Source organism: Streptomyces sp. NPDC046215 (assembly GCF_040646215.1).
GTDB lineage: Bacteria > Actinomycetota > Actinomycetes > Streptomycetales > Streptomycetaceae > Streptomyces > Streptomyces stramineus.
On the sequence record NZ_JBEYZW010000003.1, the window covers coordinates 113,791 to 130,876 of the forward strand.

Here is a 17,086-nt window from a genome sequence, read left to right on the forward strand (position 1 = left end):
GTGGACAAGGAACAGAAGCTCCGGGACTACCTGAAGCGGGCGAGCGCCGATCTGCGGCGTTCCCGGCAGCGGGTGGGCGAACTGGAGGCCGCGGCCCATGAGCCCATCGCGATCGTGGGCATGAGCTGCCGCTTCCCCGGGGGAGTGACGACCCCCGAGGAACTCTGGTCCATGCTCGTCGCCGCCGAGGACGGCATCACGGAGGCCCCCGCCGACCGCGGCTGGGAGCTGCTGGCGGGGAACGCCGGGGAGAGCGAGGGCGCGGGGAAGTTCTCCGGCGGATTCCTGCACGACGCGGCCGAGTTCGACGCCGGATTCTTCGGGATCTCCCCGCGCGAGGCGCTCGCGATGGATCCCCAGCAGCGGGTGCTGCTGGAGTCCTCCTGGGAGGCCTTCGAACGGGCCGGCATCGACCCGGCCGCGGTCCGCGGCACCAGGACGGGCGTGTTCGTCGGGGCCATGCCCCAGGATTACCGGGTGGGCCCGGAGGACGACGTCCAGGGCTTCACCCTGACGGGTCAGGCCACCAGCGTCCTGTCGGGCCGGCTCTCCTACTTCTTCGGGGCCGTCGGCCCCGCGGTGACGGTCGACACCGCCTGCTCGTCCTCCCTGGTGGCCCTGCACCTGGCCGCCCACTCCCTGCGCCAGGGCGAGTGCTCCCTGGCCCTGGCCGCCGGCGTCACGGTGATGTCCGCACCCACGACGTTCGTGGAGTTCGCCCGCCAGGGCGGGCTGGCCGCCGACGGGCGCTGCCGCTCCTTCGCCGACTCCGCCGACGGCACCGGCTGGGCCGAGGGCGTAGGCGTACTGGTCCTGGAACGGCTCTCGGAGGCCCGGCGCAACGGGCACGAGGTGCTGGCCGTCGTACGGGGCTCCGCCGTCAACCAGGACGGTGCCTCCAACGGGCTGACCGCGCCCAACGGCCCGTCCCAGCAGCGGGTGATCGAGCAGGCGCTGGCCAACGCGCGGCTCTCGGCCGACGCGGTCGACGCCGTCGAGGCGCACGGCACGGGGACCACCCTGGGCGACCCGGTCGAGGCACAGGCGCTGATCGCGACCTACGGCCGCAACCGCGCCGAGGACCGCCCGCTGCTGCTGGGCTCCGTCAAGTCGAACCTCGGGCACACCCAGGCGGCGGCCGGCATGGCAGGCGTCATCAAGATGGTGCTGGCCATGCGGCACGGCACACTGCCCCGCACGCTGCACGTCGACGCGCCGTCCTCGCACGTGGACTGGACGGCGGGGGCCGTACGCCTGCTGACCGAGCAGACCCCCTGGCCGCGGGGCGGGGAACCGCGCCGGGCCGGCATCTCCTCGTTCGGGATCAGCGGCACCAACGCGCACACGATCCTGGAGGAAGCCCCGTCCGAACAGGCCCCCGAGACCGTGGAGAAGGACAGGGGGGACGCGGAGGAGACCGCCGCGGTCGCCGAAACCGCCGAACCCGCCGAACCCGCCGAGCTCATCGCCGCGGGCGCCACCCCGTGGCTGCTCTCCGGACGCACCCGGGAGGCCCTGCGTGCCCAGGCGGCCCGGCTCCTGGCCTTCCTCACGGCCCGCCCCGAGCTCGCACCCGTGGACGTGGCCCACTCGCTGGCCACGGCCCGCTCGGCCTTCGAGCACCGCGCCGCGTTCACCGCCGCCGACCGCACCCGGGCCCTCGAAGCCCTCACCGCGCTGGCCGACGGCGAACCGGCGCCCGGCCTGGCCCGCGGCACGGTGCAGGGCCGCGCCAAACTCGCCTTCCTCTTCGCCGGCCAGGGCTCCCAGCGGCCGGGCATGGGGCGTGAACTCCACGCCCGCTTCCCCGCCTTCGCCGCCGCGCTCGACGACATCCTCGCCCACTTCGACGAGGGCCTCGAACAGCCCCTCAAAGACGTTCTGTTCGCCGCAGACGGCACGCCCGAGGCCGCTCTGCTGAACGAGACCGGCTACGCGCAGCCCGCCCTGTTCGCGATCGAGGTCGCGCTGTACCGGCTGACCGAATCCCTCGGCATCAAGCCGGACTTCCTCGCCGGGCACTCCATCGGCGAGATCGCGGCCGCGCACGTCGCCGGGGTCTTCTCGGCCACCGACGCCGCGGCCCTGGTGCTCGCCCGTGGCCGGCTCATGCAGGCGCTGCCCGCCGACGGCGCCATGGTCTCGCTGGAAGCGACGGAGGACGAGGTCCTCCCTCTGATCGAGAACCGGCGGGACCGCATCTCGATCGCGGCGGTCAACGGGCCCACCGCCCTCGTCGTGGCCGGCGCGGAGGATGAAGTCGCGGCCGTCGCCGCACACTTCACCGCACTGGGCCGCAAGACCAAGCGGCTGCGGGTCTCGCACGCCTTCCACTCCCCGCTCATGGAACCCATGCTGGAGGAGTTCCGCGCCGTCGTCTCCGGCCTCGCGCCGCAGGCACCCGTCATCCCGGTCGTCTCCGGCCTGACCGGCACCCTCGCCACGGTCGAGCAGCTGACCTCCCCCGACTACTGGGCGGACCACGCCCGCCACGCCGTCCGGTTCTCCGACACCGTGACCTGGCTGAACGACCACGGCGCCGGCACCTTCCTCGAACTGGGCCCCGACGGTGTCCTGTCCGCCATGGCCCGGGCCTGCCTGGACGGTACCGATGACGACAGCGGCACCCCCGAGGCCGTACCCGCCACGCTCGCCGTGCTCCGGCCGGGCCGCCCCGAGGCCGAGACGCTCACCGCCGCGCTGGCGGGCCTGCACGTCCGGGGCGTGGCCGTCCGGTGGGAGCCCTGGTTCGCCGGCACCGGCGCCCGGCGCACCGACCTTCCCACGTACGCCTTCCAGCGCCGCCGGTACTGGCCCAAGGGCATGCCCGCACAGGGCGCCGACGTCCGCGCTGCGGGCCTGGGCGCCGCCCGCCACCCCCTGCTGGCGGCGGCCGTGTCGGTCGCCAACTCCGACGGCCTGCTGTTGACCGGCCGGCTGTCGCTGCGCACCCACCCCTGGCTGGCCGACCACACCGTACGCGGCACGGTGCTGCTCCCCGGCACCGCCTTCCTGGAGCTGGCCGTCCGGGCGGGGGACGAGACCGGCTGCGGCCGCGTCGAGGAACTCACTCTGGCCGCCCCCCTGGTCCTGCCCGCGGAGGGCGGTGTCCAGGTGCAGGTGTGGGCCGGCAGCCCGGACGAGTCCGGCCGCCGCACCTTGAGCATCCACTCCCGCCCCGACGGCCCCGAGGAGCTGCCCTGGACGCAGCACGCCGCCGGCACCCTCGTCGCCGGTGAGCACCGCGCCGGCTTCGACGCCACCGCCTGGCCCCCCGCCGGCGCCGAGCCGCTCGACCTCGACGGCTTCTACGACCGTATGGCCGACGGCGGTTTCGCGTACGGGCCCCTGTTCCAGGGTCTGCGTGCCGCCTGGCGCGCCGGTGACGACGTCTACGCCGAGGTGACGCTGCCGGAGACGGGTGCCTCCGACACCGGCTCCTTCGGCATCCACCCGGCCCTGCTGGACGCCGCGTTGCACGCCTCGGCCTTCGCCGGCCTCGACGAGCAGGGCCGCGGGGGGCTGCCCTTCTCATGGCAGGACGTGACCCTGCACGCGAGCGGGGCGACGGCGGTCCGGGTGAAGCTGACCCGGACCGACGGCGACGCGGTGGCGATCGCCGTCGCCGACACCTCGGGCACCCTCGTGGCCTCCGTGGGATCGCTCGTCCTGCGCCCGATGCCGGACGAGCAGCTGACCGCCGCCTCCCTCGCGCGCGACGCCCTGTTCGAGCTGCGCTGGTCCCCGCTGCCGGACCCCGCCGGAACGGCTCCCTCCGCGGTCGCCGTCCTCGGCCCGGACCTCTTCGGCCTCGCCGAAGCACTGACCTCGCCGGACCGCACGGTCACGGCGCTGCCCGGCCCGGCCACCGCCGCCGAGATCCCGGAGGTCGTGCTCGCCCCCGTCGCCGGCACCGCCGGTGACGAACCGGTCGCCTCCGCGCACGCCCGCACCGCCCACGTCCTGGGGCAACTGCGGTCCTGGCTGGAGAACGAGCGGTACGCCGGCTCGCGGCTGGTCTTCGTCACCCGCGGCGCGGTCACCACCGACGGCCGTCAGGCGCCGGACCCGGCGGCCGCCGCCGTCTGGGGTCTGGTGCGCGCCGCGCAGGCCGAACACCCCGGCCGCTTCGGCCTGGTGGACCTCGACCCCGCCGCGCCCACCGCGCCGGAGCTCGTCCGGGCACTGGCCACGGACGAGCCGCAGACCGCCGTCCGCGGCGGCGCCCTGCTCGGCGCCCGGCTCGCCCGCGCCCAGGCGCCGGAGAGCGGCACACCGTGGAACCCCGAGGGCACCGTGGTGCTCACCGGTGCCACCGGCGGCCTGGGCCGCGTACTGGCCCGGCACCTGGCCGCCGAGCACGGCGTACGGCACCTGCTGCTCGTCAGCCGCCGGGGCCCCGCCGCCGAGGGCGCCGACGAGCTCGTCGCCGAACTGGCCGGGCACGGCGCACGGGTCGCCGTCGAAGCCTGCGACCTCGCCGACCGCGCCGCCGTGGACCGGCTGCTGGCCGCGGTGCCCGCCGAGCACCCCGTCACCGCCGTCGTGCACAGCGCCGGCACGCTCGACGACGCCCTGATCGAGTCGCTGACCCCCGAGCGGATCAGCGCGGTGCTGCGGCCCAAGGCCGATGCCGTATGGCACCTCCACGAGGCCACCCGGGGGCTGGACCTGGCCGCCTTCGTCGTCTTCTCCTCCCTCTCCGGAACCGTGGGCGCGGCGGGCCAGGGCAACTACGCCGCCGCGAACGCGTTCATCGACGCCGTCGCCCAACTGCGCCGCGCCGAAGGGCTGCCGGGGCTCTCCCTGGGCTGGGGCCCGTGGGCGCCCACCGGCGGCATGACCGGCGGGCTGACCGACCACGACCTCCAGCGCCTGGCCCGTGCGGGCACACCCGCGCTCACCGAGGAACAGGGCGTCGCGCTCTTCGACCTCGCGACCGCCGCGACGGCGGCCGTCCTGCTGCCGGTCAGGCTGGATCTGTCCGCCCTGCGGGCCCGCGGCGAGGTGCCGGCGCTGATGCGCGGCCTCGTGCGTACCCCCGTCCGCCGCTCGGTGGTCACCGGCTCGGAGACCGCCGTGAGCCTCGTCCAGCAGCTGTCCCGGCTGCCGGAGGACGACCGCGCCGAGGTGGTGCGCGACCTCGTGGCCGGTCAAGTGGCCTCCGTGCTCGGCCACTCCGGTACCGCCGAGGTCGACGTCCGGCGCCCGTTCCGGGAGCTGGGCTTCGACTCGCTCACCGCCGTGGAACTGCGCAACCGGCTCCGTACGGCCACCGGCCTGCGCACCGCCGCGACGGTGGTCTTCGACTACCCGACCGTCGCCGCGCTCGCCGCGCACGTCCTCGGCGAGCTCATGGGATCCGAAGCCGCCGCCACGGCGGACGCCCCCCGGGCCGCCGGCGAGCAGGACCCCGTCGTCATCGTCGGCATGAGCTGCCGCTACCCGGGCGGCGTCGCCTCGCCCGAGGACCTGTGGCGGCTGGTCAGCGAGGGCACCGACGCCATCTCGGGCCTGCCCACGGACCGCGGCTGGGACCTGGAGGCGCTCTACGACCCGGACCCGGACCGCCTCGGCACCTCCTACACCCGTTTCGGCGGATTCCTGCACGAGGCACCCGAGTTCGACCCCGCTTTCTTCGGCATGAGCCCCCGCGAGGCGCTGGCCACCGACTCGCAGCAGCGGCTGCTCCTGGAGGCGTCCTGGGAAGCCTTCGAACGCGCCGGCATCGACCCGGTGTCCCTGCGCGGCAGCCGCACCGGCGTGTTCGCCGGCGTCATGTACAACGACTACTCCATGGTCCTCGCCGGCGGGCAGTTCGAGGGCCATCAGGGCAGCGGCACCTCACCGAGCATCGCCTCCGGGCGTGTGTCCTACGCCCTCGGGCTGGAGGGTCCCGCCGTCACCGTCGACACGGCGTGTTCGTCCTCGCTCGTCGCCATGCACTGGGCGATGCAGGCCCTGCGCGCGGGGGAGTGCTCGCTCGCCCTGGCCGGCGGTGTCACGGTGATGTCGACGCCGGGCTCCCTCATCGAGTTCTCCCGGCAGCGCGGCCTGTCCCCGGACGGCCGCTGCAAGTCCTTCTCCGACAGCGCCGACGGCGTCGGCTGGGCCGAGGGCGTCGGCATGCTCGTCCTCGAACGGCTCTCCGACGCCCAGCGCAACGGGCACCGGGTCCTGGCCGTCGTACGGGGCTCCGCCGTCAACCAGGACGGCGCCTCCAACGGGCTGACCGCCCCCAACGGCCCGTCCCAGCAGCGGGTGATCCGGCAGGCACTGGCCGGCGCCGGCCTGTCCGTCGCGGATGTCGACGCGGTGGAGGCGCACGGCACCGGCACCACGCTCGGTGACCCCATCGAGGCCCAGGCCCTGCTCGCCACCTACGGGCAGGACCGCGACCCCGGGCAGCCGCTGCTGCTCGGCTCCGTGAAGTCCAACATCGGTCACACCCAGGCGGCGGCCGGCGTGGCCGGCGTCATCAAGATGGTCATGGCCATGGACCAGGGCGTGCTGCCCCGCACCCTGCACGCCGACGAGCCGTCCTTGCACGTGGAGTGGGACGCCGGAGCGGTGCGCCTGCTCACCGAAGAGACCCCCTGGCCGCGGGCGGGCCGGCCGCGGCGCGCCGGAGTCTCCTCCTTCGGTTTCAGCGGTACGAACGCACACGTCGTCCTCGAAGAGGCCCCGGCCGCCCCCGGCCCGCGCGAGGAGCGCCGACAGCCGCCGCTCGTGCCGGCCGTCGTGCCGTGGACCCTGTCCGGCAGGAGCCGGGCGGCACTGCGGCACCAGGCGGCCCGCCTGCGGTCCTTCCTCGACGACCGCCCGGCCTTCGACCCGGCTGACGTCGGCCTCTCCCTCGCCACCACCCGCTCGGCCTTCGACCAGCGGGCCGTCGTCACCGGCGACCGCGGCGAACTGCTGCGCGCGCTCGCCGCGCTGGCCGCCGACCGGCCCGACCCCGCGCTGACCGAGGGCGAGACCGGCAGTGCGGGCAGGCTCGCCGTGCTGTTCGCCGGACAGGGCAGCCAGCGCCCGGGCGCCGGCCGGGAACTCCACGCGCGCTTCCCCGCGTTCGCCGCCGCCCTCGACGAGGTGGCCGCCGCCCTCGACCCGCACCTGGACCGCCCGCTGAAGGAGGTCCTCCTCGCCCCGGCCGGCAGCCCCGAAGCGGAGCTGCTGGACCGCACCGAGTGGACCCAGCCGGCGCTCTTCGCCGTCGAGGTCGCGCTCTACCGTCTGCTGCGCACCTGGGGGATCCGCCCCGACGTCCTGCTCGGCCACTCGGTCGGCGAGATCGCCGCCGCGCACGTCGCGGGCGTCCTCCCGCTGCCCGACGCGGCCCGCCTGGTCGCCGCGCGCGCCCGGCTGATGCAGGCCCTGCCCGCCGCCGGCGCCATGATCTCCCTCCAGGCCACGGAGGACGAGGTGGCGCCCCTGCTCGCGGGACGCGAACACGAGGTCTCCCTCGCCGCCGTCAACGGCCCCACCGCCGTCGTCGTCTCCGGCGACGAGGCCGCCGCCGAGGAGATCGCCGCCCACTTCGCCGCACAGGGCCGCAGGACCAAGCGGCTTCCCGTCAGCCACGCCTTCCACTCGCCGCTCATGGAGCCCATGCTCGACGCGTTCCGTGAGGTCGCCGCCGGGCTCACCTACGCGGCACCGACGCTCACCGTCATCTCCGACCTCACCGGCCGGCCCGCCACGGACGAGGAACTCCGCTCCGCGGACTACTGGGTCGCGCACGCGCGCGGCACGGTCCGCTTCGCCGACGGCATACGCGCCGCCCACGCGCACGGTGCCGCCACCTTCCTCGAACTCGGCCCCGACAGCGTGCTGTCATCCCCCGCCCAGGACACCCTGGGCGACGGGACGGACGCGGACTTCGTCCCGCTGCTGCGCGCCGACCGCGGCGAGGAGCGGTCCGTCACCTCCGCGCTCGCCCGCCTGCACGTCCGCGGCACGGCCGTCGACTGGCCTGCGTACTTCACCGGCACGGGCGCGCGCACCGTGGACCTCCCCACGTACGCCTTCCAGCACGAGCGCTACTGGCCCGAGGCCGCCCCGGCCCGCGGCCCGCAGGCCGCCGCCGACCCCGCGGACGCCGAGCTGTGGAGCGCCGTCGAACGCGGCGACGCCGCGGGGCTCGCCGGCCTCCTGGGCCTGCGCGACGAGCAGCACGCCTCCCTCTACGCGCTGTTGCCCGCCCTGTCGTCCTGGCGACAGCTCCGGCAGGAGAAGGCACTGCTGGACTCCACCCGCTACCGCGTCGCCTGGCGCCCGGTACGGCCGGCCGCCGCCCCCGTCCTGGACGGCACCTGGCTGGTCGTGACCGCCGAAGGGACCGACGGCGACGAGATCCTGAACGCGCTGCGCGGCCACGGCGCGCAGTTCGAGACGCTCGAGCTGGACGCGGACTGCCGCGAACGCGCCGTACTCGCCGCCCGCCTGCAAGCCGTACGCGACACGGGACGGCCCCTGGCCGGCGTACTGTCCCTGCTCGCACTCGCCGACAGGCCGGGCACCGAGCCGCCGGCCGGCCTCGCGCTCAGCATCGTCCTGACCCAGGCGCTCGCCGACACCGACCTCGCCGCCCCCCTATGGGTCCTGACCCGCGGCGCGGTCACCACGGGCGCCGCCGACCCGCTCACCGCCCCCCTCCAGGCGGCCGTCTGGGGCCTGGGCCGCGTCGCCGCCCTCGAACACCCGCAGCTGTGGGGCGGCCTGATCGATCTGCCGGCCGTCCTGGACGGCCCCGCCACCCAGCACCTCGTCAGCGCCCTCGCCGCACAGGGCGACGAGGACCAGATCGCGATCCGCGCGACCGGTGCGCTCGGCCGGCGCCTCGTGCGCCACCCGCTCGACGGACTGCCCCCGGCCGACGCCTTCACCGCGCGGGGCACCGTGCTCGTCACCGGCGGCACCGGAGCGCTCGGTGCCGAGGTCGCCCGCTGGCTCGCCCGCAGCGGTGCCGACCACCTCCTCCTCACCAGCCGCCGCGGCCCCGACGCCCCCGGCGCCGAGGAACTGGCCGCTGAACTGGCCGACCTGGGCGCCCGGGTCACCGTCGCGGCCTGCGACACCGCCGACCGCGACGCGCTGGCCGCACTGCTGGCCTCCGTACCGGACGAGCACCCGCTGACCGGCGTCGTGCACGCGGCCGGCGTCGGCCAGGCGGCCCCCCTCACGGAGACCCCCCTGGACGCCGCCGCGGAGGCGATGGCCGCGAAGCTGCTCGGGGCGGCCCACCTGGACGCCCTCCTCGACGGCCACGACCTCGAATTCTTCGTCCTGGTCTCCTCGATCGCCGGAGTCTGGGGCAGCGCCGGGCAGAGCGCCTACGGCGCCGCCAACGCCTACCTCGACGCCCTCGCCGAACACCGGCGGGCCCGCGGCCTGCCCGCGACCTCGGTGGCCTGGGGCCCCTGGGGCGAGCTCGGCATGGCCACCCACGAGGCCGTGGCCGACCAACTGCGGCGGCAGGGGCTGCGCTTCCTCGCCCCCGCCACCGCCATGGCCGAACTGCGCCGCGCGCTCGTCCAGCAGGACGTCACCGTCACGGTCGCCGACATCGACTGGGACCGCTACCACCCCGTCTTCACCTCCTCCCGCCCCAGCCCCCTCTTCGACGAACTGGCCGACGTCCGGGCCCTCGCGCACACCGACGGCGAGAGCGCCGTACCGGAGTTCGCCGCACGCCTGCGGGGCCTCGGCGAGGACGAGCAGGAGCGACTCCTGACCGACCTGGTGCGCGCCGAGGCGGCCGTCGTCCTCGGCCACACCTCCGCCGAGGGCATCGCGGAGCGGCGGGCCTTCCGCGAGGCGGGCTTCGACTCGCTGACCGCCGTGGAGCTGCGAAAGCGGCTGGCCGCGCTCACCGGCCTGTCCCTGCCCGCCACCCTGGTCTTCGACTACCCGACCCCCGGCGCCCTCGCGCGCCATCTGCGCGCCGAACTCCTCGGCACGGCGGGCGAGCCGACGGCATCCGCGGCCGCGCCGTCACCCGGCGGCTTCGACGAACCCATCGCCATCGTCGGCATGAGCTGCCGCTTCCCCGGCGGCGTCCGCTCCCCGGAACAGTTCTGGGAGCTGATCTCCGAAGGCGTCGACGCCATCTCCGACTTCCCCGTCAACCGCGGCTGGAACACCGACCTCTACCACCCGGATCCGGACAACAACGGCACGACGTACTCCACCCAGGGCGGATTCCTGCACGACGCGGGCGAGTTCGACGCGGGCTTCTTCGGCATCTCGCCGCGCGAGGCCCTGTCGATGGACCCCCAGCAGCGCCTGCTGCTGGAGACCACCTGGGAGGCGTTCGAGCAGGCCGGCATCGACCCCGCGACGGTCCACTCCACGGCGACCGGAACCTTCATCGGCTCCACCTACCAGGAGTACGGCCTCGGCCTCGACGACCCCTCCGCGGGCCACCTGGTGACCGGCACCAGCCCGAGCGTTCTCTCCGGGCGCCTGGCCTACCTCTTCGGCCTCGAAGGGCCGGCGGTCACCGTCGACACGGCCTGCTCCTCGTCCCTGGTCGCCCTGCACCTGGCCTGCCAGTCGCTGCGCAACGGCGAGAGCTCACTGGCCCTGGCCGGCGGCGCGACCGTGATGACCAACCCCAGCCCCTTCGTCGCCTTCAGCCGGCAGCGGGCCCTCGCGGGCGACGGCCGCTGCAAGGCGTTCTCCGACAGCGCCGACGGCATGACGCTCGCCGAGGGCGTCGGCATCCTCGTCCTGGAACGGCTCTCCGACGCGCGGCGCAACGGCCGCGACATCCTCGCCGTCGTCCGCGGCTCCGCCATCAACCAGGACGGAGCCTCCAACGGCCTGTCCGCCCCGAACGGCCCGTCCCAGCAGCGCGTCATCCGCCAGGCCCTCACCAACTCCGGGCTGGCACCGGCGGACATCGACGCCGTCGAGGCGCACGGCACCGGCACCGCCCTCGGCGACCCCATCGAAGCCCAGGCCCTGCTCGCCACCTACGGCCGGACCCGCGACGCCGAACGCCCCCTGCTCCTGGGCTCCGTGAAGTCGAACATCGGGCACACCCAGTCGGCGGCCGGCGTGGCCGGCGTCATCAAGATGGTCATGGCACTGCGCCACGGCGAACTGCCGCGCACCCTGCACGCCGACACCCCCTCCAGCCACGTCGACTGGACCCCCGGCACAGTCTCCCTGCTGACCGACCGCACCGCCTGGCCCGAGAGCGGGCGCCCGCGCCGCTGCGCGGTCTCGTCCTTCGGCATCAGCGGCACCAACGCCCACACCGTCCTCGAAGAGGCGCCCCGGCCGCAGCGGACGGACCCCGGACAGGAAGCGGAGCCGCTGCCCCCGGCCGGCGGCGCCGTCCCCTGGGTGCTGTCCGCGTCGACCCCGGGCGCCCTGCGCGCCCAGGCCACGAACCTCGCCGCCCGCCTCGACGGCGAGCAGCCGCCCGGCGCCCTCGACACCGGTCACACCCTGGTGACCTCGCGCACGCTCTTCGACCACCGCGCCGTCGTCATCGGCACCGGCGACGACGAACGGGCCACCGCGCTCAGGGCCCTCGGCGAGGGACGGTCCGCCCCGGGCGTCGTCCAGGGCACCGCCGACACCGACGGCAGGACCGTGTTCGTCTTCCCCGGCCAGGGCTCCCAGTGGGCCGGCATGGGGGCGCGGCTGCTGGAGGAGTCCCCGGTCTTCGCCGAACGCCTGCGCGAGTGCGCGACCGCCCTCTCGGCGTACACCGACTGGTCTCTGCTCGACGTCCTGCGCCAGGCCGAGGGCGCGCCCACCCTGGACCGCGTCGACGTCGTCCAGCCCGCCTCGTTCGCCGTCATGGTCTCGCTGGCCGAACTGTGGCGCTCCCACGGCATCACCCCCGACGCCGTCGTCGGCCACTCGCAGGGCGAGATCGCCGCCGCCGCCGTCTCCGGCGCCCTGACACTGGACGACGCCGCCCGGGTCGTCGCGCTGCGCAGCCGGGCCATCGCCCGGCTGCTGGCCGGATCCGGCGGCATGATGTCGGTCCCGCTGCCCGCGGCCGAGGCCGAAGAGCGCCTCGCCGGGTACGCGGGCCTGTCCGTCGCCGCCGTCAACGGACCCCGCTCCGTCGTCGTCTCCGGCGCCCCCGAACCGCTGGACGCCCTGCTGGCCGAGCTGGCCGCCGACGGCGTCCGCGCCAGGCGCATCACCGTGGACTACGCCTCGCACTCCGCACAGGTCGAGCTGTTGCGGGAGGAACTGCGCGACGCCCTCGCGCCGGTCCGGCCGCGTGCCCCGCAGGTGCCCTTCTTCTCCACCGTCACCGGCGACTGGCTGGACACCACCGGCCCCGACGCCGACTACTGGTACGCCAACCTCCGGCAGACCGTCCGCTTCGAGCCCGCCGTGCGCGAACTCCTCGCGCGGGACCACCGCTTCTTCATCGAGGTCAGCTCCCACCCCGTCCTCGCCATGGGCATCCAGGAGACGGCCGAGGCGGCGGACACCCGGGCCGTGGTGCTCGGCACCCTCCGGCGCGGGGCCGACGGCACCGACCGCTTCCTGACCTCGCTCGCCGAAGCCTTCGTCCGCGGCGCGACCGCCGACTGGTCCCGCGTCTTCGCCGGCACCGGGGCCCGCCGGGTGCCGCTGCCCACGTACCCCTTCCAGCGCGAACACCTGTGGGCCGTCCCCGCCGCACCACGGGACCGCCACGCAACCGACCCCGCGGACGCGGAGTTCTGGACAGCGGTCGAGGAGGAGGACGTCGACTCCCTCGCCGCCAGCCTGCGCCTCGACCGCACCTCGCTGGCCCCGGTGCTCCCGGCGCTCTCGCACTGGCGCAAGCACCGGCGCGACCTGTCGACCGTGGACTCCTGGCGCTACCGCGCCGCATGGCAGCCGCTGACCGGCCTGCCCGCCGCGGACCTGACCGGCACCTGGCTCGTCGTCACCGCCGAGGGAACCGACGCCGACGACGTCACGGACGCCCTCGCCGCCCACGGCGCCGACCCGCGCACGCTCGTCCTGGACGAGGCCTGCGAGGACCGTACGGTCCTCGCCGCCCGCCTGCCGGAGCTCGCGGACCTCACGGGAGTGGTGTCCCTGCTGGCCGCGGCCGAGGAGCCGAGCGCGCACCACCCGGCGCTCACCACCGGCCTCGCCCTGACCGTCTCGCTCGTCCAGGCACTCGGCGACACCGGCACCGGCGCGCCCCTGTGGTGCCTGACCCGGGGCGCCGTCTCCACCGGCCGCGCGGACCGGCTGACCCGGCCCGCCCAGGCCCAGGTCCTCGGCCTCGGCTGGACGGCGGCCCTCGAACACCCGGAGCGCTGGGGCGGCGTCGTCGACCTGCCCGACCAGCTCGACCGGCGCGCCGCCGAACGCCTGGCCGCCGTCCTCACCAACCGCACCGGCGAGGACCAGCTCGCCGTGCGCGCCTCGGGCGTCCTCGCCCGCCGCATCGTGCGCGCCGCCTCCGCGGACCCGGCCCCCGCCCGCCCCTGGTCGCCCCGCGGCACCACCCTCGTCACCGGCGGCACGGGCACCCTCGCCCCGCACCTGGCGCGCTGGCTCGCCCGGCAGGGCGCCGAGCACATCGTGCTGACCAGCCGGCGCGGCCCGGCGGCACCCGGCGCGGCGGAGCTCGTACAGGAGCTCGCCGAGCTGGGCTGCGAAGCCACCGCCGTCGCCTGCGACCTGACCGACCGCGATGCGGTCGCGGACATGCTCGGGGCGCTCAAGGCCGAGGGCCGCACCGTGCGAACGGTCGTGCACACCGCCGTCACCATCGAGCTCGCGCCGCTCGCGGAGACGACCCTCGACGCCTTCGCGAAGGTCGTCGACGCCAAGGTCTCCGGCGCCCGGCACCTCGACGAACTCCTCGACGACGACGAGCTCGACGCCTTCGTCCTGTACTCCTCCTCCGCCGGCATGTGGGGCAGCGGAGCCCACGCCGCCTACGTCGCCGGCAACGCCTACCTCAACGCCCTCGCCGAGCACCGCCGCGCCCGGGGCGCGCGGGCCACGGCCGTCTCCTGGGGCATCTGGGCCGACGACCTGAAGCTCGGCCGCGTCGACCCCGCCCAGATCCGCCGCAGCGGACTCGTCTTCATGGACCCGCAGCTCGCCCTCACCGGACTGCGGCAGGCCCTCGACGACGACGAGACGGTCCTGGCGATCGCCGACGTGGACTGGGAGCGCTACCACCCGGTCTTCACCTCGGCGCGGCCCGCACCCCTCTTCGCGGACCTGCCCGAGGTCCGGCGGCTGGCGGACGGGAACGCCGAAGCCCCGTCCTCGCGCAACGAGTTCACCACCAGGCTCCTCCAACTGACCACCACCGAGCAGGACCGCCTCCTGCTCGACCTGGTACGCGCCGAGGCGGCCACCGCGCTCGGCCACGCCTCGCCGGACGTACTCTCCGAGCAGCGGGCCTTCCGCGACGTCGGCTTCGACTCCCTCACCGCCGTCGACCTGCGCAACCGGATCGCCGCCGTCACCGGGCTCACCCTGCCGAGCACCATGGTCTTCGACCACCCCAGCCCGCTCGCCCTCGTGGCCTTCCTGCGCGACGCGATCGCGGGCACCGGCGCCGGCGCCGCCGCAGTGGTGCGGGCCTCCGCCTCCTCCGCCTCCTCCGCCGACGAGCCCGTCGCCATCATCGGCATGAGCTGCCGCTACCCGGGCGGCATCGCCTCCCCGGAGGACCTGTGGCGGCTCGTCGCCGAAGGCGGCGACGCCACCGGCGAGTTCCCCACCGACCGGGGCTGGGACACGGAGGGCCTCTACGACCCCGACCCCGACCGGCCGGGCCGCACCTACTCGACCCGGGGCGGCTTCCTCCACGACGCCGCCGACTTCGACGCCGCCTTCTTCGGCATCTCGCCCCGCGAGGCGCTGGCCATGGACCCGCAGCAGCGGCTGCTGCTGGAGACCTCCTGGGAGGCGCTGGAGCGCGCCGGCATCGACCCCGCCACCCTGCGCGGCAGCGGCACGGGCACCTTCATCGGCGCCAGCTACCAGGACTACGCCGCCAACGCCGCGAGCCCGGAAGGCGCCGAGGGACACGCGATCACCGGCAGCATCTCCAGCGTCCTGTCCGGCCGCCTGGCCTACACCTACGGCTTCGAGGGCCCGGCCGTCTCGCTCGACACCGCCTGCTCGTCCTCCCTCGTCGCCCTGCACCTGGCCTGCCAGTCGCTGCGCAACGGCGAGAGCTCCCTCGCCCTCGCCGGCGGCGTCAGCATCATGTCCACGCCGTTCCCGTTCGTCGGCTTCAGCCGGCAGCGGGCCATGGCGGCCGACGGCCGCTGCAAGGCCTACTCCGACCGGGCCGACGGCATGAGCCTGGCCGAGGGCGTCGGCCTCGTCCTCGTCGAGCGGCTCTCCGACGCCCTCCGCAACGGGCACGAAGTCCTGGCCGTGATCCGCGGCTCCGCCGTCAACCAGGACGGCGCCTCCAACGGGCTGACCGCCCCCAACGGCCCGTCCCAGCAGCGCGTCATCCGCCAGGCCCTCGCCAACGCCGGCGTGGCCGCCGCCGAGGTCGACGTGGTCGACGGGCACGGCACCGGCACCGCCCTCGGCGACCCCATCGAGGCCCAGGCGCTCCTGGCCACCTACGGACAGGACCGCGACCCGGAGCAGCCACTGCTGCTCGGCTCCGTCAAGTCCAACATCGGCCACACCCAGATGGCGTCCGGCATCGCCAGCGTCATCAAGATGGTCATGGCCATGCGCCAGGAGGCCGTCCCGCGGAGCCTGCACATCGACCGGCCCTCCTCGCACGTCGACTGGAGCTCCGGTGCCATCCGGCTGCTCACCGAGCCGCTGGCCTGGCCGGCCACCGGACACCCGCGCCGTGCGGGCGTCTCCTCCTTCGGCCTCAGCGGCACCAACGTCCACACCATCCTCGAACAAGCGCCGGACGGGCGGCCCGAGGAGGAGACGGCGGACACGTCCCGCCCGGCCGGGGCCGTCCCCCTGACGCTGTCCGGACGCACCGAAGCGGGCCTGCGCGCCCAGGCCGGCCGGCTCCTGACCCACCTCACCGACCACCCCGGGCAACCCCTCACCGACCTCGCCTTCTCCCTCGCCACCACCCGGGCCGCCCTGGAGCACCGCGCGGCCGTCGTCACCGACGACCACGACACGCTCGCCCGCGCCCTGGCCGCCCTGCGCGACGGCACCCCCGCCGCCGGTCTGATCACCGGCGGCCGGAGCCGCGGCCGCCTGGCCTTCCTCTTCACCGGCCAGGGCAGCCAGCGCCCGGGGGCGGGACGCGAGCTCTACGCACGCCACCCGGTCTTCGCCGAGGCACTGGACGCCGTACTGGCCCGCTTCGACCTCGAACTCGACCGCCCGCTGCGGGAGATCCTGTTCGCCGCACCGGACACCCCCGAGGCCGCACTGCTCGACGACACCGCCTGGACCCAGCCGGCCCTCTTCGCCCTCGAAGTGGCGCTGTTCCGGCTCGCCGAGTCCTGGGGCCTGCGCCCCGACTACGTCGCCGGGCACTCCATCGGCGAGTTCGCCGCCGCGCACGCCGCCGGAGTCCTCTCCCTGGCGGACGCCTGCACCCTCGTCGCGGCACGCGGCCGGCTGATGGCCGCCCTGCCCAAGGGCGGTGCCATGGCCTCCGTCGAGGCGGCCGAGGACGAGGTGCTGCCCCTGCTCGCCGCGTACGAGGGGCGTGTCTCCGTCGCCGCCGTCAACACCCCGTCGTCCCTGGTCCTCTCGGGCGACGAGGACGCGGTGCTCGCCCTCGCGGCCCGCTTCGAGGAGCTCGGCCGCCGGACCAAGCGGCTGCGCGTCAGCCACGCCTTCCACTCGCCGCACATGGACGCGATGCTGGAGGACTTCGCCCGCGTCACCGCCGGCGTCACCTACGGCGAGCCCTCGCTGCCGTTCGTGTCCACCCTCACCGGCACCCTCGTCACCGCCGGCGAACTCCGCTCGCCGGAGTACTGGACCGGACAGGTCCGCGGCACCGTCCGCTTCGCCGACGCCGTCCGACAGCTCACCGAACACGGTGTGACGACCTTCTTCGAACTCGGCCCGGACGCAGTGCTCTCCGGCGCGGTCCGTGCGACCGCCGACGGGGACAGCGGCGCCGTCGCCG

General features: G+C 75.4%; 1 protein-coding gene (cut by a window edge). It reads left to right on the forward strand.

Annotated features, from left to right (window positions below):
- Positions 1–17,086, forward strand: partial view of a type I polyketide synthase gene (locus ABZ951_RS02535; protein ID WP_361278625.1) — the 5' portion only. 11,405 nt of this gene lie beyond the right edge of the window; 17,086 of the gene's 28,491 nt are visible here — the first part of the coding sequence; it begins with the start codon at positions 1–3; its stop codon lies beyond the right edge, outside the window.